Below are 23734 nucleotides of genomic sequence, written 5' to 3'. Positions count from 1 at the left end.
GGGAACTCCGAAAACCTAGACAAAACGGCGCTCAGTGTAGCGGATTTTGTTAGCAAACCCTACGCTTTCTCTTTGAGCTGCTTAGCAACCAAATCAGCAATAGGTTGTGGTCTACTGAACAGGTACCCTTGCGCATAGTCGACCCCGATCTGCTGCAAGGCTTGCAGAATTTGTTCGTTTTCGACAAACTCTGCAACCGTGGTCTTGCCCATCTGCTTAGTCAGCTCATGAATCGAACGCACCATCAAACGATCCATCTCGTTTTGGTCCATGTCACACACAAAAATGCCATCAATTTTCACGATATCTACTGGCAGTTTTTGTAAGTATCCAAACGAAGAGAGACCAGAGCCAAAATCGTCCAGCGCTAACACACATCCCAATTCCTTCAACTGCGACAAGACTGCAATGGCTTGATTGAGATTACGCATTGCGGCAGTTTCCGTGATTTCAAAACAAATTTTGTTGCACGGTATGTGGCCATGACATAAGCGATCGAGTAAAAAGGCCACAAAATCAGGATTGCCAATCGAGTTCCCCGAAAGGTTAATGGACACTCGCCCAAGTTTCTTTGTCACCTCAGGGCGCCCTTCAAGCCAACTGAGCGTCTGTTCCACGATCTGACGATCTAAACGGTGTGCAAGGTTATAACGCTCAGAAGCTGGTACAAAAATTCCGGGCGAGACGTATTCACCTGCCGCGTTTTTTATGCGCACAAGCACTTCAAAATGAAGCAGCACATCGGGGTGATTCAGAGGCACGATACGCTGTGCAAAAAGCTCAATTCGATCGTTGGCCAAGGCATCATGCACTAGGTTGACACATTCCATTTCCTGCTGGCGTCGGCGTAAATCTGCATCATCTTGTCGGTACAAGTTAAACCGATTGCGACCTTCTTCTTTCGCGGCATGACAAGCGGTATCTGCCTGCGCATGCACCATTTGTGGTGAAGTTGCGGTATGGTCAATCATACGAATGCCAATTGAACAGGTCAGATTAAATCGGATGTGCTCCCACACAAATGGCACTTCACTCAGCGCATGAATAATACTTTGCGCCACCAACACCGCATCTCGTTCGGTACAATCGCGCAATAAAATGGAAAACTCATCGCCTCCCATACGCGCCAACGTGGCTCTAAACGGTAATACATCTTCCAGCATACTGGCACAAAACTGAATGGCACCATCACCCGCATCATGCCCTGCGGTATCGTTAAGGACTTTGAGTTGATCGAGATCGAGATACAACATCGCGTGTGTACGCAGCTGGCTTTCTGTTTCTTTGAGTGCTTTGGCCAACTCCAATTCAAATTGGTTACGGTTGAGCGTGTGCGTTAATGAGTCATAACGAGCTTGATAAGCCAATTGGTCAGCAAGTTGGCGAGTTTCCGTAATATCTTCACCTACAATCAAGAGCGTTCCTGTTTCAAGCAGAGGACGGATATTTTCACGCACCCACACCGTTTCACCCGTACGGTGCTGATAACTGACTTCTCGTCGCCATACCGAAGATGCGTGTCGGCTGGGCAGTAACAAGACTTGCCTTGGCGTTAATGCGTCCTGATCTTGATAAAAATCACGAATGTGGTGCCCTAACATGGCATCAGCCGGATACCCCAAAAGCTGCTCAGCAAACTGATTCACTTGTTGTATATGGTTACGGTCATCCAACGTCAGCATCATCACGGGCTGCTGATCGTAGTAATGGCGTAAACTGGCTTCACGTTGGAACAACTTATCCTCCGTGATTTTACGCCAAGTAATATCCTGAGCTTCGAGCAGAATTTGTGACTCTTCGCGAGTAGGCAATGGTTTAAATTGGCACTCCAACACAATAGCACCTAGCTCGGGATGCCAGATTTCCGCATTAAATTGCCGAGTCTGCGGTAAGGATTCGGCAAAGTAATGTTGTATGTGTTCAACTGCAGAGTCCTCCCAGCCTTTGTGCAACCATATCGGCCGAAGTAAACTTTCCCCATGTCGATACAGCAGGCTTTGCAACTTACCATTGCAAGAGATAATGCGCCCTTCCAGATCAAAAATACCTATGTAATGCGTGCTTTGATCGAAAATTGATTCCAATAACTTTTGGTTCGTACGTAAGCGCTGAGTGTAGTAATACTGACGGACAATGATCATCAGCAGAAGAAATACGCCCCCGATGAGGGCAAACCACAACATCGTTCCCCCCACCATATCACTATCCCATTGATAGCGATTCACCGCCAACGGCGTTAATTCAGCTTTGCTTACCGGCAATGTTTGCCCTTGTGCCTGTGCTGCAACAATCAAGCAACTCAGCATAAGAGCAAATGGAATGCGGGGGCTTAGGCACATGATTCGCGATAGGCTCAATCCTGACTCCAAGGTTAAAGAATATTATTAATGATGATAAAATCAGCACTCTCTATTTTGTGTCGGCAGACTATCAGGAAGGACAATGCAAACCAACCACACCAAACTCGATGACTTGGATCGTGCCATCTTGAAAATTCTTATGGATGATGCGCGCACACCTTATGCAGAGATGGCGAAACAATTTAATGTTAGTCCAGCAACGATTCACGTGCGAATCGAGAAAATGAAAGCTGGGGATATTATTCAAGGGACAGAAGTGGTGGTAAATACCAAAAAGCTCGGTTATGACGTCTGCTGCTTTATTGGTATTAATTTGAATGCCGCGCGCGACTACCATTCGGCACTGGCCAAATTGAATGCACTGGATGAGGTAGTCGAAGCCTACTACACCACTGGCGCCTATAACATCTTTGTGAAATTGATGTGTCGTTCGATCGAAGAATTACAGCATGTGCTGATCGATAAGCTGCAAGCGATTGATGAAGTTCAGTCGACAGAAACGCTGATTTCTTTACAAAATCCCATTAACCGTAATGTGAACCCGTAAGGGTATTGAGCACGCACCCCGCCTTGTCATTTCGACATCAACCATAAGAAACACAAGGCTTGAGATGAGGATGGCGCTTTTTTAGGAGGAAAAATCGCTAGCGTTTCTGTAAGTAGTTCAGTAGTTCTTCTGCAGAAATACCTTGTTGTGCCAGTTCTTTGGCCATAATTTCAACTTGCTCACCTTTACGTGATTCAATCACTTGCTGGAACTGATAAACCAGATCACGTAACACGGTAATGGGAACTTGCTTTGCCGCGCTACGGATGCGTTCACTGCTTTGATTACCGAGTTCATTGAGTAATTTGCCAAACATCACCTTCTCTGGTGCTTCATCAAGCTGTTCCAGAATGCGAGCCATTTCATAGGTGGTTAAAGACATGGGTATTGAATTCCAAACGGTTAGTCAGTATCGAAGAGGCAAATAATATACACAGGATACACGCTGAGTAAAATAGCCTCAGCGTGTATTTATCTTGTTGAATCAGCACTCAGATGTTTGGGTATGCCAACGAAAACCTATCGGAGAGAACAAAATAAGTAATGCAGGTGCAGCGAGCCACATCGTCAAACCAATCAGCGGTTGAGGCTCAGACATGAAGCGTTGTAAAGTCCCGACGAGCAAACCCGCGCCACTCATTTGGAATAAACCTAAAAGCGCTGCTGCCGTACCCGCTTTGTCACCAAATGGGGCTAATGCTTTACCGGCTGCGCCACCAAGAATCCAAGCAAAACCCATTGAGGATAAAAATACAGGGAGCATAAATGCCAACGCCGTTGGCTGATGTTGCAGAATCATCATCAGCCCCCCAGCAATCATCAACGTCACAATCCCAATAATCAGTGAAACGCGCGTACCCAATTTATCCATGACTTTCGGAGCGGTCATACAGGCAATAATGTTAATCACCGCGTTAACGCCAAACCAGAAAGTAAACTCATTCATACTGAGCTGTAAACGTTCCATTAGGATCACAGGGGCCGAAGTCACATAGGCTAAAATCACCGCCATCGCTAGCAAACAGAGTGTCGCATGGAAAAGAAATGTCGGCTCTCTCAGTACCGCCACATAGCGTGAAAGCTTAAATACCGCCGGCCGACTCCCTGCATTAGGATTACTCTCTTGCATACGTAGCGCAATCGCCGAACCCACGACCAACGCAAAACAAGCCATAAAGCTGAAATTCGCTCGCCAGCCGAATTGTTGGGTAAGCCAGCTTCCCATAATGGGTGCAAGAGCCGGAATAAAGCAGATCGCTCCATTGAGGTAGCTGATCATTTTTCCACTCTTCTGAGGGCCAAATAAATCGCGAACCGTTGCAAAAGCTGCTACGGAGGTTGCACACGCTCCTAAGCCTTGTAGCAGCCGAGCCATCAACATCCACTCAATACTTTGAGCACTCCACGCCAATAAAGCGCTCAAGATATAGATAGTGATGCCTCCTAATGCAACCGTTCGACGACCGTACTTATCTGCTAATGGGCCTGCAAAAAGCTGCCCCACACCCATAGCAAACAAAAACCATGTGATCGTATCTTGCGCGAGTGCATGTTCCACGTGAAACGCTTGCGAAATTTGTGGCAATGCCGGTAAGTAAATATCGATGGCTAAAGGGCTAAAAAGAACCAAAAGCGTCAGTAATACCATTTGTTGTTTACTGACCTGATTAGGCATTGCTTGTTTCACTTCACACTCCGACTCAATTTTAAAGATCGGTGCATGATACGCGTCTCAAGATATGCTAAACAGTGGTATATCGTCATTGCTGTTATTCTATTTTGGAAAAACTCATGCAAATTGAAAAATTAGCGCGCATCGACCTCAATCTATTGGTGTGCTTAAAGGTCCTAATTGAAGAACTCAGTGTCACACGAGCCGCCGCTCGTTTGTGCTTAAGCCAATCAGCCGTCAGTAAATCACTGGCTAAACTGCGTGAGCAATTTGATGATCCGCTTTTTATTCGCACTTCTTATGGTTTAAATGCAACCCCTAAGGCACTATTTTTAAAACCCAAACTCGATGTATTGGTCAATCAACTTGAATTGCTCACACAACCCGCCCATTTTTCTCCTCAATCGAGCGAATACCGCTTTCAAATTGCTGCGGTAGAAAGTGCTTATCCACTGATCATGCCCTACTTTTTACCCACCATTTTCCGTCATGGTCCACATCTCAGTATCAGCACTCATTCATGGAATGAACAAACGTTTCGTAAGCTCCAAGTGGGAGAGCTCGATTTTGGTCTGACCGGAAAAGACATCGACATCAACGATGCCAAACTCACTATGCTTCCTCCTAGCGATATTTGTGAACAGGAGTTATTTCAAGACAGGCAGCACTGTGTGCTACGCAGAGATCATCCACTGCTAGCTCAGGAGTGGAACCTCACTACCTACTTAAATCATCGTCATGTACAAGTCCGTTGTGATGGTAATGATCGCTGGTTATTAGATTATCGTTTAGCCGATATTGGTTTTCAGCGTGATATAGCCATTACGGTTCCAGATTTCAATAGCGCGGCAAGCTTGTGCACCTACACTGATTTTGTCTTTACTGCGCCAAGCCACTTCACCCAGTTAGTGGCAAAACAACTCGGCCTGATTGAACTTCCATTGCCTTTCGAACTCCCCCCGATGGCCTACACCCTGTTTTGGCATCGTGACCGAGAAAGTGATCCGGCAATCCGTTGGCTGCGCGAAGTGATACAAACCAATACACTTCATTTACGTTGAATCCATAGTCGGATATTTGCGCGCCTTGCATAAAAGGAGTAGCTTATTCGCTCTCGTCCACTTGCTGTATTGTCTCTTTCATCGCGATACAGCAAGCCATAACAAAGGACTGTTTAGAAAAAGGATAACCTCAGATGTCAAACTCTTATGCTCAGCGCCTCGCGGATTTTCGCCACTGGCTACACACCCAACAACTTGATGCTTTCATCATCCCTCATGAAGATGAATATCTCGGTGAATATGTCCCCGAACACAACGAGCGCTTGCATTGGTTAACGGGTTTTACTGGTTCTGCCGGTGCTTCGATCGTTGCTACCAATCGTGCTGCGATTTTTGTTGATGGCCGCTATACCGTTCAAGTACGTAAACAGGTCTCTCCTGAGTTGTTTGAGTACCGCCATTTGATTGAAGAACCTTACTTAGGTTGGTTAGCGGAACAACTTCCAGCGGGAGCCAAAGTGGGTTATGACCCACGTATGCACCGTGGCAGCTGGCTTACTCAAGCGCAGCAAAAACTTGCGGGGAAAGTGTTACTGTGTCCGGTAGCGGATAATCCCGTTGATCGGTTATGGCATGATCGCCCAGCACCTGTTGTGTCTGAAATGCGCTTAATGCCTTTGGCGCGAGTTGGCCAGACTAGCCTTGAAAAGCGAGAGTTGATCGCAGCCACCTTGCGCTCTAAAAATGTCGATTGCGTAGTGCTTACCGAGCTTGATTCGATCGCATGGCTACTCAATATCCGTGGTTTGGATGTTTCTCGCTTGCCCGTTTTGCTTTCTCACGCGATTGTTCATAGCGACGCAAGTGTCGATTTTTTCCTTGACCCTGTACGCTTGGCGGCAGACTTTGATGCCCATGTGGGAGGGACGGTTCGCGTACATCATCCTGAGCAGCTTGAAGCGAAACTGCGTCAACTCTCTGGTCGTCGTGTCATGCTCGATTCTGCGACTAGCAATGCTTGGTTCACACTCACGTTGCAGAATGCAGGAGCAGAGTTGATCAATGAAGCGGATCCGTGCTTACTGCCTAAAGCAGCCAAAAACAGCGTTGAAGTGGCAGGAATGCGCGCTTGCCATGTGCGCGATGGTGCAGCCATGGTGCAATTTCTCGCATGGTTAGACAGTGAAGTAGCCAACGGCCGTTTACATAACGAAGCGCAGCTGGCTGAACGATTGGAAACTTTCCGTCGCCAGGACCCGACTCTAGTCGACCTAAGTTTTGATACGATTTCCGCGGCAGGCACCAACGCAGCCATGTGTCATTACAACCATCAAAATCAACCCATACCTGGTGAGCTTTCAATGAATAGCCTGTATTTGGTTGACTCTGGTGGCCAATACACCGATGGAACCACCGACATTACCCGCACCATTGCGATTGGTAATGTCAGCTCTGAGATGAAACAACAATTCACTTTAGTGCTCAAAGGACACATCGCGTTAGCTCGTGCCCGCTTCCCTAACGGCACTACAGGTTCACAACTGGATGTGTTAGCTAGACAACACTTGTGGGCGCAAGGCTATGACTATGACCATGGTACTGGCCACGGTGTAGGCCACTTTTTAAGTGTTCATGAGGGGCCACAGCGGATCGCAAAAGTACACAATAGTGTCGCTTTACGTCCCGGAATGGTGCTCTCCAATGAACCGGGCTATTACCGAGCTGACGCTTTCGGGATTCGTATTGAAAACCTAGAGCTCGTCTCTGAGTTCCAAACTCAAGGTGATTTCTCGGTACTCGGCTTTGAGTCTTTAACTCGTTGCCCGATCGATAAGCGTGCGATTGACGTGAATTTACTGACCAAACCGGAGTTGAATTGGCTCAATCAATACCATCAAAAAGTATGGGATGAAGTAAGCCCTCTCATCACTAACGAGGCAACTCACCAATGGCTTGTTCAAGCGACGTCACCATTGAGCCATTCATAACGCAATACCCGTGGGTTTAATGCATTTAGCAAGAACCTACTGATAAAAGAAAACCGCCGATTGGCGGTTTTCTTTTATCTATAACTTTTTGGAGCGTTAACTTTTACAAACTAATTAAAACCAAGTTGGTTTCACGTGAAACATCATCTCGAATAGGCTCGATGCCAATCTTGCCAAACGACTTGTAATCCCTGTGTCATTAACGCTGCGCTCACTTCTGCCGCAGAACGCTCATCACTGACAGAAAACTGCTCTAGCTCCACTTTTGGATCTGCGTATCCCCCCGGCTGAGTTTTCGAAGCCGCTGACATCGAAGTCACCCCAAGTTTGGCCACCTGATTGCGGAATTCGGGAGACTCCCGAGTAGAAAGTGATAACTCAACTTCACCGTTCAATAAGCGATAAGCACAGATTAATTGAACTAATTGCCGATCAGACATTACCGATTTCGGTTGCAATGCACCTTCACACGGGCGCAAGCGTGGGAAAGAGATCGAGTAGCGTGTTTTCCAATACTGCCTCTGTAAATAGTCCAGATGTGCGGCTACAAAAAAGCAGTCAGTGCGCCAATCTTCAAGGCCAATTAATGCCCCAATACCGATCTTATCAATACCCGCTTTCGCCAAACGATCCGGCGTTTCCAATCGGAATTGGAAATCCATCTTATTGCCACGTAGATGATGCTGAGCATAAGTTGATGGATGATAGGTTTCTTGGTAGACCATGACGGCATCGAGCCCGAGTTCAATCAGCTGAGCGTACTCTTCTTGTTGTAACGGCTGTACTTCCATCGCAACGTAGCTGAATGCCCGCTTGATGATGGGCAATACTCGGCGAAAATAGTCGATACCAACTTTAGTTTCATGTTCTCCCGTGACGAGCAAGACACTATCAAATCCCATTTTCTTGATCGCTACAACCTCACGCTCAACCTCTTCAACATTCAGTGTTTTGCGCTTGATTCGGTGCTCCATCGAAAAACCACAATAGGTACATGAGTTTGAACAAAGATTCGAAAGATAAAGCGGGATATACATCGACATAGTGTTACCAAATCGCTGACGAGTAGCTTGATAAGCGACTTGAGCCATTGCTTCGAGGTAAGGCTCTGCAGCAGGAGAAATCAGTGCTTTGAAGTCCTCCAGTGTACGCTTATGCGAAGAGAGAGCCTGCTCCACATCCCTTGCTGTTTTGGCATGAATAGATAGGCGAATGTCATCCCAGTCCATTAGTTGGAAGCGCTGCATGAACGTCATAACGCAAAATCCAAAAATCCAGTTAACGGGCTCGAAGCTGATGCCGTCCTTAAGCGTGATGGCATACCTGACTCATACGCCATGCGTCCCGCTTCAACTGCAAGCTTAAATGCTTGAGCCATCGCGATTGGATCCCTAGCGGCTGCAATAGCCGTGTTAACCAGCACCGCATCGGCACCCAATTCCATCGCTAATGCCGCATCAGAGGGTGAACCAATCCCAGCATCAACAATCACCGGAACATTAGCTTGTTCGATGATAATATCGAGGAAAGCTTTAGAGGCTAAGCCTTGATTACTACCGATCGGGGAACCAAGCGGCATCACGGCGGCACATCCGACTTCTTCCAATCTTTTGCACAGCACGGGGTCCGCATGACAATAAGGTAAGACGGTAAAACCCAATTTAACCAACTGCTCTGCCGCCAGCAAAGTCTCCACGGGATCTGGCATTAAATATTTCGGATCGGGATGAATTTCTAACTTTAACCAAGATGTTCCCAAAGCTTCTCGTGCCAACTGAGCCGCATACACAGCATCGGCCGCGTTTTTGGCACCCGATGTATTGGGTAACAAGTTGATCTGCATGTTGAGTAGAGGTGCGAGAATATCGTCGTTAAGTTGGGTGAAATCAATACGCTTCAATGCCATGGTGACCAACTCCGATCCCGAAGCTGCGAGTGCATTCGTCATGACGGTGCGGTTGGAGAATTTTCCGGTACCCGTAAATAATCTGGAATGAAATGTTTTGTCTGCAATCTTCAGCATGGGATTAGCCTCCTGCTATCGCTTGAAATAGTGAAATCTGATCACCTGCACTTAACCCAACGTGTTCCCATTCACTTCTGGGAATCACATCGCCATTGAGACTAAATACACAGCCTTGTTGCGGGAGCTTGAGCTGGGTGTGCAATTCACGCAATGAAGTTTCAGCAACAACGTTAAAAGGCTGTTGATTAATAAATATAACTAACACTGGGCACACTCCTTGATTACTGCGGAATGAATACCGCAAACAGGACAGGCTTTATCTTGGTGTAATTGCAAGGTTTGCCATTGCATTTGCATTCCATTAAAGCGCATCAATTGTTCGGCAGGAAATCGCGTGTTATCGAGTAAATAATGTAGAGCAAGTAATGCTTGTGCATTCCCTACCATTCCCACCACGGGTCCAATCACACCAGAGTCGCTGCAGCGCTGTCTCTCCGACATATCTGGAACAATGCAGTGATAGCAAGGCGAGTTTTGCTGATAGCGAAACGCCATCAAATGTCCTTCCCACCCGATTGCCGCACCACTAATGAGTGGAACTTGTGCATTAAAGCAGACTCGGTTAATGGCATGACGGGTTGCCAAGTTGTCACTGCAGTCAATGACCAGATCCACTTGATCTATTTCCAGTGTCAAAATCAGCTCGTCAACTTGCCTTGGAACGGTTCGAATGCGGACATTAGAATTCAATAGGCGGAGATGTTGGACTAGTAATTCCGCCTTATTGCCTCCTAACTGTTCTTCGCGATAGATAATCTGCCGATGTAAATTGTGTATTTCCAACTCATCTCCATCAGCAATGGTGAGACTCCCGATACCAGCTCCGACTAAATAAGGAGCCACCACACAACCAAGACCACCGCACCCGACCATCAAAATTCGCGCATTGATGAGTTTTTGTTGACCGATGTGATCCACTTCGGCAAGGCTAATTTGCCGTTGGTAGCGCAGAAAAAGTTGATCACTGAGCATCACTAGCCTCCTGAGTCAAAGTGGCTATTTTCTGTTTCAGACCCAGAAACTGCTTTTCCTTACACTCATAAAACGCAGAGAAGAGTTGGTGCACGGCGAAAGCTGGATTCTCAGCTAGAGTGATCGCCCGAACAACAGCAGCTGACGTCACTCCACAAGCGAGCACATCACGAATATTTGAGAGTTCAATCCCTCCAATCGCCACCGTGGGTATGCCTAGATCACCGTGATAAGGCATCTGATCAGCAACGGTTTGATAAGCCGCCAAGCGTACCAATCCTTGTGGTCTTGATGGCATCTGTTTAGTTGTCGTGGGGAAAATATGGCCCAGTGCAATATAGCTAGGTTGTATACATGCCGCATTCACTAACTCAAAATAACCATGGGTCGAGAGGCCTAATCGCAATCCTGCTTGCGACAACAGTTCTAAATTGGCAGACGTCAGATCCTCTTGCCCCAGATGAACACCATAAGCATGGTACTTAATGGCCAGCTGCCAGTAATCGTTAATAAAGACTTGTGCGTCATATTCCCGCCCCAAACTGACTGCGCGAGAGATTTGCTCTTCCAAGTCTTGCCGTGATGGATCTTTAATACGCAATTGAACCGTGGTTACTCCAAGCTTCAATAGAAGTTCAATCCAAGCCACATCGTCTACTACAGGGTAGAGTGTAAATTTTGCCTTATCGATTGCAGGGAAAGCGACAACTTTAACGGAATGCGACGCTGTTTTGACTACAGGAAAATGCTGCCACTGTGTCGGCCATGTTTCACGTGAAACATACAGAGCTTGACTCATCGCGGCACGAGCAATACACAATGTATCCTCAAGAGGAAAATCCAGAGCTAACAGTGCTAACACCCAAGCAAGATGTTGATTATGCTGATAATTCAATGATGTATGAACAAATGGATAAGAGATCTGTTGTGGAGTGTTCGCCTTAGTAAGCCACTGATCTATTTGGAAATCACCGTCACGCGGATCGGGCAGCCCCACCTTCACCGTACAGTTGGCCTGATGTACTGGCTGCCCTGCTAAATACTGTATGTAATAATCTAAAGGTTCACTTGCGTTCTCTGGGGAGCACACATCACTGCCAATCACTAACGAACACCCACCGATTAATACAAAATATGGACTATCACCCACATCTAAGCTGATGTGTTGTATAGAAAATCCCTGCTTTTCAGCCAGAAACAACACTGATTGCACTCGGCCAGTGAATGCAGCCATGTGACGGGGAAAAACTAAGCGAGCCATCATCACTCCTCAGCTAATTCTTTAACTAATGGATGATAGAGCTCAGCCCCCGAGGCTAAAAACTCTTGAGATTTATCGTGCATTCCTTGTTGAGCCAATTGCTCCGGCATGGTCAATTCAATGACTGAAGTCTCTGAGGTTTGTTGATGATTAGCGTAATCTCTTACCTCTTGTGAAATCTTCATAGAACAGAATTTAGGGCCACACATAGAACAGAAATGGGCAACCTTACCCGACTCTTGCGGTAAAGTTTCATCATGGAAAGCACGAGCTGTTACCGGATCTAATGAAAGGTTGAATTGGTCTTCCCAACGGAATTCAAAACGCGCTTTTGATAATGCATTGTCGCGAATCTGAGCCCCTGGATGCCCTTTTGCTAAATCAGCAGCATGTGCAGCTAACTTGTACGTAATAAGGCCTGTTTTAACATCTTCTTTATTGGGTAATCCTAAGTGCTCTTTCGGCGTTACATAGCAGAGCATGGCACACCCAAACCAACCAATCATTGCCGCACCAATACCTGAGGTAATGTGATCATAACCAGGAGCGATATCGGTGGTTAATGGTCCAAGAGTATAGAAAGGAGCCTCATGGCAGTGTTTTAGCTGCTCATCCATATTCGCCTTAATCAAATGCATCGGCACATGTCCTGGGCCTTCAATCATGACCTGAACATCATATTCCCAAGCTATTTGGGTTAGCTCACCAAGGGTACGTAACTCAGCAAATTGTGCTTCATCGTTAGCATCAGCAATCGAGCCTGGACGAAGCCCATCTCCAAGAGATAGAGCCACATCATATTGCGCGCAAATCTCACAGATTTCACGAAAATGGGTATAAAGGAAATTCTCCTTATGGTGAGAAAGGCACCATTTAGCAATGATAGAACCACCGCGAGAAACAATCCCAGTCATGCGTTTTGCCGTCATCGGCACATAACGTAATAACAAACCGGCATGAATCGTAAAATAGTCCACACCTTGCTCGGCTTGCTCAAGCAAAGTGTCACGCATGACTTCCCAAGTGAGATTTTCAGCGATGCCATTCACTTTTTCTAATGCTTGATACATAGGTACAGTACCAATAGGGACAGGGCTATTGCGCAGAATCCATTCTCGTGTTTCGTGAATATTCCGCCCAGTAGAAAGATCCATGACCGTATCTGCACCCCAGCGAGTAGCCCACACCAGTTTCTCCACCTCCTCTTCGATAGATGAACTGACCGAAGAGTTACCAATATTTGCGTTCACCTTAACCAAGAAATTACGACCAATGATCATTGGCTCGGATTCAGGATGATTAATATTGCATGGGATAATGGCACGCCCTTCTGCAACCTCATTGCGTACGAATTCAGGGGTAATCAAATCAGGAAGGTGTGCTCCAAAATTCTGGCCTGCATGTTGCTGAGTTAAACTGGGGTCTTGATTTGATAGGCGACGAGAGTTTTCTCGAATCGCAACGAACTCCATTTCAGGTGTAACAATACCCTGTCTTGCGTAATGTAACTGAGTCACTCGACGCTGCTTTGCAGACCGTCGAATCCGAGGAAGATGCCCATAGCGCAGCTCATCAAGTGTCTCATCGGCCAATCGCTCACGAGCAAAATGAGAACTCATGCTAGATAGAATCTGGGTATCCTGACGCTCTTCAATCCATGACTCTCTCAGTTTAGGGAGTCCTGTATAGAGGTCTATATCATGCTCAGGATCAGTATAAACACCAGAGGTGTCGTAGACACAGATCGGCTCGTTAGGCTCAAAAATAGGTGCCTCTTTGCTACCACCGATCAAAGTATTACTGAGGGTTATTTCACGCACAGGCACACGAATATCCGTACGAGATCCTACAAGATATGTCTTTTGAGAGTTTGGATAGGGTTCAACTGAAAGAGTTTCTATAAAACGTTTAGCTTCCAGTCTTGCTTGCTTACGATTCGACATAGCATTTCCTTTTTAATAAGAGGGAGAAATGCTTGACGGAAAAATGCTATAAGAGGTGAGTCGACAGGTAAGATCGCTACTAAAAATAATAGGTCACCCAGAGAGTCTTCTCTTGTTCCCTTCGCAGGTATTAACCTGATCAGGTTCAACGGATCCCGAATAAACGGTCTCAGCCCAATGGCACTCCGACAAGTGGAAGCATTATAGATAAAGGTTATTGGTTAACCAAGTAAAATGACTGTTTCACTTATCAACTTTTTATTAACCAGTAGAACCCAAGCCAAGCAGCGGAAATACTCAAAATCACGTTGAGCAGCACATTCGCTCCCATTTTAAAAAAGGCTCCTTGTTGCATTAACAGCACATTATCCATTGAGAAAGTAGAGAATGTCGTCAATGCCCCCAGAAAACCGAGGCCAATCACTTGTTTCCACGGGTAAGGGCTTAACCACTCGTTTTCAACACAAGCAATCAAAACCCCCATAATGAATGAACCAACAACATTCACGGTGAGCGTTCCCACAGGGAAACCCCGGCCAAAAAGAGTAATGCACATTTCAGAGACTAAGAAGCGGGCACAAGCGCCAATCGCCCCACCCAAAGCAATAAACCCCAACATAGATAGCGGCATGCTTGTTCCTCCATTATTTAGAGAAGCTATTTTAAACATTCATAATGATAAAGTGCGATATTTCAGCGCAAGAATAGATTTAATTAAAAGAAGAAATATGGGAAGAAGGGAGGCATAGATGGTAAATAAGAAAAGTTACATACGTCACGTATCACGATGTTTGACTGGAATTTGTCAAAACACAGATAAAGAAAAACCTCAGCATTGCTGCTGAGGTTCAATATATGGCAGGGGTGGAGAGATTCGAACTCCCAACACGCGGATTTGGAATCCGCTGCTCTGCCAATTGGAGCTACACCCCTGTTGTTCTTGTGAGCCTAAGCTCTAAATAAGTGGCGGAGCGGACGGGACTCGAACCCGCGACCCCCGGCGTGACAGGCCGGTATTCTAACCAACTGAACTACCGCTCCGCATTGGTTAGCGCTTGGTGCTAAATTAAAAGCCTGGCGATGTTCTACTCTCACATGGGGAAACCCCACACTACCATCGACGCTGTTTCGTTTCACTTCTGAGTTCGGGATGGAATCAGGTGGGTCCAAAACGCTATGGTCGCCAAGCAAATTCTTAAAATTCGGAAAGCTGTTTTCGTTCTCACACACATTCTTATGCGCTTAGCTTATTGAGTCCACTACAAAACCCCTTGGGTGTTGTATGGTTAAGCCTCACGGGCAATTAGTACAGGTTAGCTCAACGCCTCACAACGCTTACACACCCTGCCTATCAACGTTCTAGTCTCGAACAACCCTTTAGGATACTTAAAGTATCAGGGAAGACTCATCTCAGGGCTCGCTTCCCGCTTAGATGCTTTCAGCGGTTATCGATTCCGAACTTAGCTACCGGGCAATGCGTCTGGCGACACAACCCGAACACCAGAGGTTCGTCCACTCCGGTCCTCTCGTACTAGGAGCAGCCCCCTTCAATCTTCCAACGCCCACGGCAGATAGGGACCGAACTGTCTCACGACGTTCTAAACCCAGCTCGCGTACCACTTTAAATGGCGAACAGCCATACCCTTGGGACCGACTTCAGCCCCAGGATGTGATGAGCCGACATCGAGGTGCCAAACACCGCCGTCGATATGAACTCTTGGGCGGTATCAGCCTGTTATCCCCGGAGTACCTTTTATCCGTTGAGCGATGGCCCTTCCATACAGAACCACCGGATCACTATGACCTGCTTTCGCACCTGCTCGAACCGTCATTCTCGCAGTTAAGCGGGCTTATGCCATTGCACTAACCTCACGATGTCCAACCGTGATTAGCCCACCTTCGTGCTCCTCCGTTACTCTTTGGGAGGAGACCGCCCCAGTCAAACTACCCACCAGGCACTGTCCTCAACCCAGATAATGGGTCTAAGTTAGAACATCAAACATACAAGGGTGGTATTTCAAGGACGGCTCCAACGCAACTAGCGTCACGTCTTCATAGCCTCCCACCTATCCTACACATGTAGGTTCAATGTTCAGTGCCAAGCTGTAGTAAAGGTTCACGGGGTCTTTCCGTCTAGCCGCGGGTACACTGCATCTTCACAGCGATTTCAATTTCACTGAGTCTCGGGTGGAGACAGCGTGGCCATCATTACGCCATTCGTGCAGGTCGGAACTTACCCGACAAGGAATTTCGCTACCTTAGGACCGTTATAGTTACGGCCGCCGTTTACCGGGGCTTCGATCAAGAGCTTCGCTTACGCTAACCCCATCAATTAACCTTCCGGCACCGGGCAGGCGTCACACCGTATACGTCATCTTGCGATTTTGCACAGTGCTGTGTTTTTAATAAACAGTTGCAGCCACCTGGTATCTGCGACTCTCGTCAGCTCCATCCGCGAGGGACTTCACCATCAAGAGCGTACCTTCTCCCGAAGTTACGGTACCATTTTGCCTAGTTCCTTCACCCGAGTTCTCTCAAGCGCCTTGGTATTCTCTACCCGACCACCTGTGTCGGTTTGGGGTACGATTCCATCAAATCTGAAGCTTAGAGGCTTTTCCTGGAAGCATGGCATCAATGACTTCACTACCGTAGTAGCTCGACGTCGTGTCTCAGCCTTAGAAAGAGCCGGATTTACCTAACTCTTAAGCCTACGCACTTGAACCAGGACAACCGTCGCCTGGCCCACCTAGCCTTCTCCGTCCCCCCATCGCAATTTGATTGAGTACGGGAATATTAACCCGTTTCCCATCGACTACGCTTTTCAGCCTCGCCTTAGGGGTCGACTCACCCTGCCCCGATTAACGTTGGACAGGAACCCTTGGTCTTCCGGCGGGGAGGTTTTTCACCCCCCTTGTCGTTACTCATGTCAGCATTCGCACTTCTGATACCTCCAGCAAACCTTACGATTCACCTTCAACGGCTTACAGAACGCTCCCCTACCCAATGTCCAAAGGACATTGCCGCAGCTTCGGTGTATTGCTTAGCCCCGTTACATCTTCCGCGCAGGCCGACTCGACTAGTGAGCTATTACGCTTTCTTTAAATGATGGCTGCTTCTAAGCCAACATCCTAGCTGTCTGAGCCTTCCCACATCGTTTCCCACTTAGCAATACTTTGGGACCTTAGCTGGCGGTCTGGGTTGTTTCCCTCTCCACGACGGACGTTAGCACCCGCCGTGTGTCTCCCGGATAGTACTTACTGGTATTCGGAGTTTGCAAAGGGTTGGTAAGTCGGGATGACCCCCTAGCCTTAACAGTGCTCTACCCCCAGTAGTATTCGTCCGAGGCGCTACCTAAATAGCTTTCGGGGAGAACCAGCTATCTCCGAGTTTGATTGGCCTTTCACCCCTAGCCACAAGTCATCCGCTAATTTTTCAACATTAGTCGGTTCGGTCCTCCAGTTGATGTTACTCAACCTTCAACCTGCCCATGGCTAGATCACCCGGTTTCGGGTCTATATCCAGAGACTGAGCGCCCAGTTAAGACTCGCTTTCGCTACGGCTCCCCTATACGGTTAACCTTGCCACTGAATATAAGTCGCTGACCCATTATACAAAAGGTACGCAGTCACACCACGAAGGTGCTCCTACTGCTTGTACGTACACGGTTTCAGGTTCTATTTCACTCCCCTCACAGGGGTTCTTTTCGCCTTTCCCTCACGGTACTGGTTCACTATCGGTCAGTCAGGAGTATTTAGCCTTGGAGGATGGTCCCCCCATATTCAGACAGGATATCACGTGTCCCGCCCTACTCGATTTCACGCTCGATGAAGCGTCGGTTACGGGGCTATCACCCTGTATCGCCAAGCTTTCCAGCTTGTTCACCTACTTCACCGAGTGCTTAAGGGCTAATCCAGGTTCGCTCGCCGCTACTACCGGAATCTCGGTTGATTTCTTCTCCTCGGGGTACTTAGATGTTTCAGTTCCCCGGTTTGCTCTGTTAACCTATGTATTCAGTTAACAGTAACTGCTTATGCAGTTGGGTTTCCCCATTCGGAAATCGCAGACTCAAACGGCTCTTACTGCCTTATCTGCGCTTATCGCAAGTTAGTACGTCCTTCATCGCCTCTGACTGCCCAGGCATCCACCGTGTACGCTTAGTCACTTAACCATACAACCCGAAGGAGTTTCGGGTTGTTGTTTAAACAACCTAAGTTGTCTCGCGTTTAATTTACATGAGTGCGAGACAGATTTTGCCGGACTCAAATTTTGAACAAGACCGAAGTCTTATTCGATACCAAGCACACTTGAATGTGTTGTTGGTGTTTATCTTTCGATAAACATTGAGAACTTTACAAACAACAATAATTTGTTGTTTTGTCAGCTTTCCAAATTGTTAAAGAGCAAGATTTTCTGATGAAAACCATTTTTAAACATTCTCAGCGAAAACGCTTAAAGATGGTGGAGCTATGCGGGATCGAACCGCAGACCTCTTGCATGCCATGCAAGCGCTCTCCCAGCTGAGCTATAGCCCCACTTAATGCTCAAATCTAAACCGAATCAATCTGTGTGGACACTCATCACGATAACCATCGTGTAAGGAGGTGATCCAGCGCCAGGTTCCCCTAGCGCTACCTTGTTACGACTTCACCCCAGTCATGAACCACAAAGTGGCAAGCGTCCTCCCGAAGGTTAAACTACCTGCTTCTTTTGCAGCCCACTCCCATGGTGTGACGGGCGGTGTGTACAAGGCCCGGGAACGTATTCACCGCAACATTCTGATTTGCGATTACTAGCGATTCCGACTTCATGGAGTCGAGTTGCAGACTCCAATCCGGACTACGACGTACTTTGTGAGATTCGCTCCACCTCGCGGTATCGCTGCCCTCTGTATACGCCATTGTAGCACGTGTGTAGCCCTACTCGTAAGGGCCATGATGACTTGACGTCGTCCCCACCTTCCTCCGGTTTATCACCGGCAGTCTCCCTGGAGTTCCCACCATTACGTGCTGGCAAACAAGGATAAGGGTTGCGCTCGTTGCGGGACTTAACCCAACATTTCACAACACGAGCTGACGACAGCCATGCAGCACCTGTCTCAGAGTTCCCGAAGGCACTCCAGCGTCTCCGCTAGATTCTCTGGATGTCAAGAGTAGGTAAGGTTCTTCGCGTTGCATCGAATTAAACCACATGCTCCACCGCTTGTGCGGGCCCCCGTCAATTCATTTGAGTTTTAATCTTGCGACCGTACTCCCCAGGCGGTCTACTTAACGCGTTAGCTCCGAAAGCCACGACTCTAGGTCACAACCTCCAAGTAGACATCGTTTACGGCGTGGACTACCAGGGTATCTAATCCTGTTTGCTCCCCACGCTTTCGCATCTGAGTGTCAGTATCTGTCCAGGGGGCCGCCTTCGCCACCGGTATTCCTTCAGATCTCTACGCATTTCACCGCTACACCTGAAATTCTACCCCCCTCTACAGTACTCTAGCTTGTCAGTTTCAAATGCGATTCCTAGGTTGAGCCCAGGGCTTTCACATCTGACTTAACAAACCACCTGCATGCGCTTTACGCCCAGTAATTCCGATTAACGCTTGCACCCTCCGTATTACCGCGGCTGCTGGCACGGAGTTAGCCGGTGCTTCTTCTGTAGGTAACGTCAAATGATTAAGGTATTAGCTTAACCACCTTCCTCCCTACTGAAAGTACTTTACAACCCGAAGGCCTTCTTCATACACGCGGCATGGCTGCATCAGGCTTGCGCCCATTGTGCAATATTCCCCACTGCTGCCTCCCGTAGGAGTCTGGACCGTGTCTCAGTTCCAGTGTGGCTGATCATCCTCTCAGACCAGCTAGGGATCGTCGCCTTGGTGAGCCCTTACCTCACCAACTAGCTAATCCCACCTGGGCATATCCGGTAGCGCAAGGCCCGAAGGTCCCCTGCTTTGCTCTTACGAGGTTATGCGGTATTAGCCATCGTTTCCAATGGTTATCCCCCTCTACCGGGCAATTTCCCAGGCATTACTCACCCGTCCGCCGCTCGCCACCCAAGGAACAAGTTCCTCTGTGCTGCCGCTCGACTTGCATGTGTTAGGCCTGCCGCCAGCGTTCAATCTGAGCCATGATCAAACTCTTCAATTAAAAGTTTTTGAAGCTTTCGCTTCGGCTCAATGAATACTGATACTATCTTTCGATAGTGAATTGACTGTGCTGAATGATTGCTCATTCAAATGGCCACTCAGTTCATTGATAAATCTTTTTTTGATTATCATCAACGAGTGCCCACACAGATTGATTGGTTTATATTGTTAAAGAGCGTTCTTCTTGGCGGTCCGCTTCAGAAGAGGCGGCCATTTTAGCGAGATAAACTGTTGTGTCAAACACTTTTTTCAGTTTATTTTCGTTGGCGATTTCGCCACCTAAAACACCGAACTGAATCACTGCTAACGCTTGTTGCGTCTGCCGTGTCAGTGAGGGCGGATTATAGAGAAGCTAGTTATATTGGCAAGCACTTTTTAGAAGTTTTTTAAAGATTTCGGATACTTGGTGATGTTTTAGGCATAATTGGCTATTTGTTAATGATTAGGCCATCTACTATACCCACTACTCGCTTATAAAAAGGTGAAATCATGAGTTCAATTCGTAGCTATAAAGGCATTGCGCCAAAATTAGGGGAAAAGGTTTATGTGGATGCCAGCGCAGTCATCGTTGGAGACATTGAACTGGATGATGATGCAAGCATTTGGCCTTTAGTGGCAGCTCGTGGTGATGTGAACCACATTCGGATTGGGAAGCGCACTAACATTCAAGACGGCTCTGTATTACATGTCACCCACAAAAACGCTGAAAACCCGAATGGATATCCTCTACTGATAGGAGATGATGTGACGGTTGGGCATAAAGTCATGCTACATGGTTGCACTATTCATGATCGTGTATTAGTCGGTATGGGTTCTATCGTGTTGGACGGCGTCGTAATTGAAAGTGATGTGATGATTGGCGCGGGCAGTTTAGTGCCTCCTGGCAAGCAACTCGAAAGTGGCTTTCTTTATATAGGTAGCCCAGTCAAACAAGCACGCCCTCTCAATGAAAAAGAGCGCGCTTTTCTCTTAAAGTCTTCAAGTAACTACGTTCAGAGTAAAAATGACTATCTGAATGACGTTAAAACCGTTCGCGAGTGATCTCAATTTGACCTAGAGAGTTAAACATTTCGTCTTCAATCGCTTGTTCGGCGAGTTCCTCTAGGTCAAAACGCCATTCACTGAATACCATCATCACGTGTTGCGATTCTGCTAAGGCTTCGCCTGAGAGTTCTTGTAGAACTTGACGTGCCACAAGACATTCGATTAACGCTCCGTTTTGCTGAGCAAAAAATACGACGGCTTGTTTGCTCTCATCCCAATGCTGTAAGTCTGGAAACAGGATGGATTGGTTCATAGTGCCCCCTCAAGATTTTTACGCAGCTCGCGCAAAATTTGCTTGGTTCCCGGACGTAATCCTCGCCACAACATAAAACTTTCCGCAGCTTGCCCCACTAGCATACCTAAGCCATCAATCACCTGCGCACAGCCTTGTTGTAGGGCCCATTGGTTAAATACGGTGTGCCCTTTGCCATACATCATGTCATAGCAGACAGAGCGAGGTGAAAAAATCACAGGATCAAGCGCAGGAAGCTCACCATCTAGACTGGCTGAGGTCGAGTTAATGATCACATCATAGCTTTGAGTAATCTCTGTGAAAGGTTTGGCTATCACAGTACCGTAGGGTGCCAGTATCTCCGCCAATTGTTCGGCTTTAGATAACGTCCGATTGGTAATCGTAATCGAGGAGGGCTGTTGATCCAGCAGTGGTTTGAGCACACCACGCGCCGCACCACCTGCGCCAATCAACAAAATAGTCGCACCTTTCAGTTGCACTTGTTGAGCGAGCAGATCTTGTACCAAGCCTTCGCCATCAGTGTTGTCACCGAGTATTTCACCATCATCCAACTTTTTCAGCGTGTTCACCGCACCAGCCAACCGAGCGCGTTCCGTCAGTCGCCCAGCAAAACGATACGCATCTTCCTTGAAAGGCACCGTTACATTACAGCCTCGCCCACCTTGCGCAAAGAAGTGATTAGCCGCTTCGATAAACCCATCGACTGGCACGCATTGTGCGGTATAGGTCATGGGCTGTTGGGTTTGACGTGCAAACAGCGTATGAATAAAGGGGGATTTACTGTGGTTAATGGGATTACCAAAAACTACATACTGATCGATTTGAGAAGCCATATCTTTGCCTAAACAATCAAAAGGGTCACTTTCGCGACCCTATCACTCAGAACTTCAAGTGTCACCATTCACGCGGAACTAAAAACTCGCTCAATTGGGCTTCTGGGGTATCAGACTCAGGTTGATAAGCGTATTCCCAACGTGCTAGAGGCGGCATCGACATCAAAATTGACTCGGTACGACCACCGGTTTGCAGACCAAACAGCGTGCCGCGATCCAACACCAAATTAAATTCAACGTATCGACCACGGCGATAGAGTTGGAATTGGCGCTCGCGCTCTGTAAAGGGCGTGTTTTTGCGTTTTTCGACAATCGGCACATAAGCTTGGGTATAACCTTCACCGACCGCCTGCATATAGGCAAAACATTGCTCGAATGGCCATTCATTCAGATCATCAAAAAATAATCCGCCGATACCACGTGTTTCATTACGGTGCGGTAAATAGAAGTAGCGATCACACCATGCTTTATGCTCGTTATAGATTTCTGCACCAAAAGGTGCGCAGAGATTTTTCGCAGTTTGGTGCCAGAGCTGGCAATCCTCAACAAAGGGATAAAACGGCGTAAGGTCAAAACCACCACCAAACCACCAGATCGGATCTTCCCCCTCTTTTTCAGCAATAAAAAAGCGCACATTGGCATGAGAGGTCGGGACGTACGGGTTTTTCGGATGCATGACCAGAGAAACACCCATGGCTTCAAAGCGGCGACCTGCCAATTCTGGACGATGGACCGTCGCAGAGCCGGGCATCTGTTCACCAAATACATGGGAGAAGTTCACACCGCCTTGTTCGAAAACGGCGCCATCTCGCATCACTCGGGTACGGCCACCACCACCCAACTTTTCGCCCGGCTCACGTTGCCATGCATCTTCAATAAATTGCGCTTGACCATCTGTGGCTTCCAATTGTTGGCAAATCTTATCTTGTAGCTGCAGTAAAAAGTGCTTCACTGCTTGCTTATCTATGTTTGACTTCACGTTCTCTCCTGCGCAGGGTTATCCCTGTCTTAACACTTGTAAACTGCGTGCATCGCGAATTTCACTCGGGCCACAACGGCCACTGGTTTTGCCTTCCAACACGGCCTCAATTTGACTTCCTAACTGAGCCACCACTTCTTGCTGTGTGGTACAAGCGGGTTGTCCACTTAAGTTGGCACTGGTTGACGTTAATGGTTTGCCAAACGCCAAACACAATTTCTGGACTAACGGATGATTAGACACTCGCACCGCCACCGTATCAAACTGACCTCGTACCCAACTCGGGGTATGAATGCTTGCGGGCATCACCCAAGTCAACGGAGCGGGCCATGACGCTAATACCTGAGCCAACTGCTCTGCCGTAAGCTGGTTTTCATCGATATAGGGACGTAACTGCTCATAGTTTGCCGCAATCAAGATCACCCCTTTTTCAATCGGACGCTGCTTAATCGCAAGTAAACGCAGCATCGCGGCTTGGTTGTCCGGATCACAGCCTAAACCAAATACCCCTTCGGTGGGATAGGCAATCACACCGCCACTTTGCAGCACATGCACTGCTTGTTGCAGATTGTCCACTTTATCGACTCCTATATATCACTCAATAGCAGTGTACGAATAGTATGGCGATTGACCAGTCATTCTCACCACCAACAAAAAGCAAACGTTTGCTTGAGATAAAAATCCCCGTATAATGCGCCGCAACACGGGTTTATCAACCC

General features: G+C 47.5%; 19 protein-coding genes, 3 tRNA genes, 3 rRNA genes and 1 riboswitch. Of the genes, 4 read left to right on the top strand and 21 right to left on the bottom strand.

Annotation, left to right across the window (positions count from 1 at the left end; translation table 11 throughout):
* Nucleotides 1–59: 59 nt before the first annotated feature.
* A complete protein-coding gene (locus EPB59_RS12660) occupies nucleotides 60–2183 on the bottom strand; it encodes an EAL domain-containing protein (RefSeq protein WP_431355114.1) in 2124 nt (707 codons plus the stop codon).
* A gap of 259 nt (nucleotides 2184–2442) precedes the next feature.
* On the opposite strand from EPB59_RS12660, the gene asnC reads away from it, so the two are divergent.
* A complete protein-coding gene (asnC, locus tag EPB59_RS12655; protein ID WP_055052095.1) occupies nucleotides 2443–2907 on the top strand; it encodes a transcriptional regulator AsnC in 465 nt (154 codons plus the stop codon).
* A 97-nt stretch (nucleotides 2908–3004) separates the two neighbouring features.
* On the opposite strand, the gene EPB59_RS12650 is transcribed toward asnC, so the two are convergent.
* Both EPB59_RS12650 and EPB59_RS12645 read right to left on the bottom strand, forming a co-directional pair.
* Complete coding sequence (locus EPB59_RS12650; protein WP_000060366.1) at nucleotides 3005–3289, bottom strand: hypothetical protein; 285 nt, start codon at nucleotides 3287–3289, stop codon at nucleotides 3005–3007.
* Nucleotides 3290–3391: 102 nt separating this feature from the next.
* Nucleotides 3392–4582 carry a multidrug effflux MFS transporter gene (locus EPB59_RS12645; RefSeq protein ID WP_195707117.1) on the bottom strand — a complete coding sequence of 397 codons (1191 nt, stop codon included), beginning with the start codon at nucleotides 4580–4582 and terminating at the stop codon, nucleotides 3392–3394.
* Between the two features lie 116 nt (nucleotides 4583–4698).
* Between EPB59_RS12645 and EPB59_RS12640 the strand changes: the two genes are divergently transcribed.
* Both EPB59_RS12640 and EPB59_RS12635 read left to right on the top strand, forming a co-directional pair.
* On the top strand, nucleotides 4699–5640 hold the full coding sequence (locus EPB59_RS12640) for a LysR substrate-binding domain-containing protein (RefSeq protein WP_195707009.1): 942 nt from the start codon (nucleotides 4699–4701) through the stop codon (nucleotides 5638–5640).
* Between the two features lie 134 nt (nucleotides 5641–5774).
* Nucleotides 5775–7568 (top strand): aminopeptidase P family protein, encoded by a 1794-nt coding sequence (locus tag EPB59_RS12635; protein ID WP_154173043.1) that lies wholly within the window; start codon nucleotides 5775–5777, stop codon nucleotides 7566–7568.
* Nucleotides 7569–7711: 143 nt separating this feature from the next.
* On the opposite strand, the gene thiH is transcribed toward EPB59_RS12635, so the two are convergent.
* The 14 genes from thiH to EPB59_RS12565 form a co-directional block, all read right to left on the bottom strand.
* Nucleotides 7712–8824, bottom strand: coding sequence for a 2-iminoacetate synthase ThiH (thiH, locus tag EPB59_RS12630; protein ID WP_154173041.1), 1113 nt, complete (start codon nucleotides 8822–8824; stop codon nucleotides 7712–7714).
* Entirely contained in the window at nucleotides 8821–9591 is a 771-nt protein-coding gene (locus EPB59_RS12625) for a thiazole synthase (RefSeq protein WP_154173039.1), read from the bottom strand. Before EPB59_RS12625 ends, thiH begins: the two co-directional genes overlap by 4 nt.
* Nucleotides 9592–9595: 4 nt before the next feature.
* Nucleotides 9596–9799 carry a sulfur carrier protein ThiS gene (gene thiS / locus EPB59_RS12620; RefSeq protein WP_055052090.1) on the bottom strand — a complete coding sequence of 68 codons (204 nt, stop codon included), beginning with the start codon at nucleotides 9797–9799 and terminating at the stop codon, nucleotides 9596–9598.
* Complete coding sequence (locus EPB59_RS12615) at nucleotides 9793–10566, bottom strand: HesA/MoeB/ThiF family protein (RefSeq protein ID WP_154173037.1); 774 nt, start codon at nucleotides 10564–10566, stop codon at nucleotides 9793–9795. The genes thiS and EPB59_RS12615 overlap by 7 nt, the downstream gene beginning before the upstream one ends.
* Entirely contained in the window at nucleotides 10556–11827 is a 1272-nt protein-coding gene (locus EPB59_RS12610; protein ID WP_154173035.1) for a thiamine phosphate synthase, read from the bottom strand. The genes EPB59_RS12615 and EPB59_RS12610 overlap by 11 nt, the downstream gene beginning before the upstream one ends.
* Nucleotides 11828–11829: 2 nt before the next feature.
* Nucleotides 11830–13770, bottom strand: a complete 1941-nt coding sequence (gene thiC / locus EPB59_RS12605) for a phosphomethylpyrimidine synthase ThiC (RefSeq protein WP_154173033.1) — start codon at nucleotides 13768–13770, stop codon at nucleotides 11830–11832.
* Between the two features lie 99 nt (nucleotides 13771–13869).
* Nucleotides 13870–13968, bottom strand: a riboswitch (TPP riboswitch).
* 52 nt (nucleotides 13969–14020) lie between these two features.
* Nucleotides 14021–14401: a fluoride efflux transporter CrcB gene (gene crcB, locus EPB59_RS12600; protein WP_055052086.1), complete on the bottom strand. Its 381-nt coding sequence runs from the start codon at nucleotides 14399–14401 to the stop codon at nucleotides 14021–14023.
* A gap of 225 nt (nucleotides 14402–14626) precedes the next feature.
* Nucleotides 14627–14703: transfer RNA gene (locus EPB59_RS12595), tRNA-Trp, on the bottom strand.
* Nucleotides 14704–14734: 31 nt separating this feature from the next.
* Nucleotides 14735–14811 (bottom strand) — tRNA-Asp (locus EPB59_RS12590).
* Between the two features lie 31 nt (nucleotides 14812–14842).
* Nucleotides 14843–14958 (bottom strand): 5S ribosomal RNA (gene rrf, locus EPB59_RS12585).
* A 94-nt stretch (nucleotides 14959–15052) separates the two neighbouring features.
* Nucleotides 15053–17938: ribosomal RNA gene (locus tag EPB59_RS12580) — 23S ribosomal RNA — on the bottom strand.
* A gap of 288 nt (nucleotides 17939–18226) precedes the next feature.
* Nucleotides 18227–18302 (bottom strand) — tRNA-Ala (locus EPB59_RS12575).
* A gap of 62 nt (nucleotides 18303–18364) precedes the next feature.
* Nucleotides 18365–19907, bottom strand: a 16S ribosomal RNA gene (locus tag EPB59_RS12570).
* The 16S, 23S and 5S rRNA genes sit together here with 3 tRNA genes alongside, the layout of an rRNA operon.
* A 159-nt stretch (nucleotides 19908–20066) precedes the next feature.
* A complete protein-coding gene (locus EPB59_RS12565) occupies nucleotides 20067–20207 on the bottom strand; it encodes a hypothetical protein (RefSeq protein ID WP_000614016.1) in 141 nt (46 codons plus the stop codon).
* Between the two features lie 188 nt (nucleotides 20208–20395).
* Here EPB59_RS12565 and EPB59_RS12560 point away from each other — a divergent pair, with 188 nt between their 5' ends.
* The gene (locus EPB59_RS12560; RefSeq protein ID WP_000095093.1) at nucleotides 20396–20947 is read left to right on the top strand and encodes a gamma carbonic anhydrase family protein; all 552 of its coding nucleotides are present in this window, start codon (nucleotides 20396–20398) and stop codon (nucleotides 20945–20947) included.
* Here EPB59_RS12560 and EPB59_RS12555 read toward each other — a convergent pair.
* From EPB59_RS12555 to EPB59_RS12540, 4 genes are all read right to left on the bottom strand, one after another.
* On the bottom strand, nucleotides 20928–21203 hold the full coding sequence (locus EPB59_RS12555) for a DUF1488 domain-containing protein (protein WP_154173031.1): 276 nt from the start codon (nucleotides 21201–21203) through the stop codon (nucleotides 20928–20930). The genes EPB59_RS12560 and EPB59_RS12555 overlap by 20 nt on opposite strands.
* On the bottom strand, nucleotides 21200–22036 hold the full coding sequence (aroE, locus tag EPB59_RS12550; RefSeq protein ID WP_154173029.1) for a shikimate dehydrogenase: 837 nt from the start codon (nucleotides 22034–22036) through the stop codon (nucleotides 21200–21202). The genes EPB59_RS12555 and aroE overlap by 4 nt, the downstream gene beginning before the upstream one ends.
* A gap of 61 nt (nucleotides 22037–22097) precedes the next feature.
* A complete protein-coding gene (hemF, locus tag EPB59_RS12545; RefSeq protein WP_154173027.1) occupies nucleotides 22098–23015 on the bottom strand; it encodes an oxygen-dependent coproporphyrinogen oxidase in 918 nt (305 codons plus the stop codon).
* An 18-nt stretch (nucleotides 23016–23033) separates the two neighbouring features.
* Complete coding sequence (locus EPB59_RS12540; protein WP_154173025.1) at nucleotides 23034–23591, bottom strand: L-threonylcarbamoyladenylate synthase; 558 nt, start codon at nucleotides 23589–23591, stop codon at nucleotides 23034–23036.
* Nucleotides 23592–23734 lie beyond the last annotated feature (143 nt).

This window comes from Vibrio metoecus, from assembly GCF_009665255.1.
GTDB classification, from domain to species: Bacteria; Pseudomonadota; Gammaproteobacteria; order Enterobacterales; family Vibrionaceae; genus Vibrio; species Vibrio metoecus_B.
Note: the sequence above shows the minus strand (reverse complement) of the source record. Positions and strands in the feature narration are given on the sequence as shown.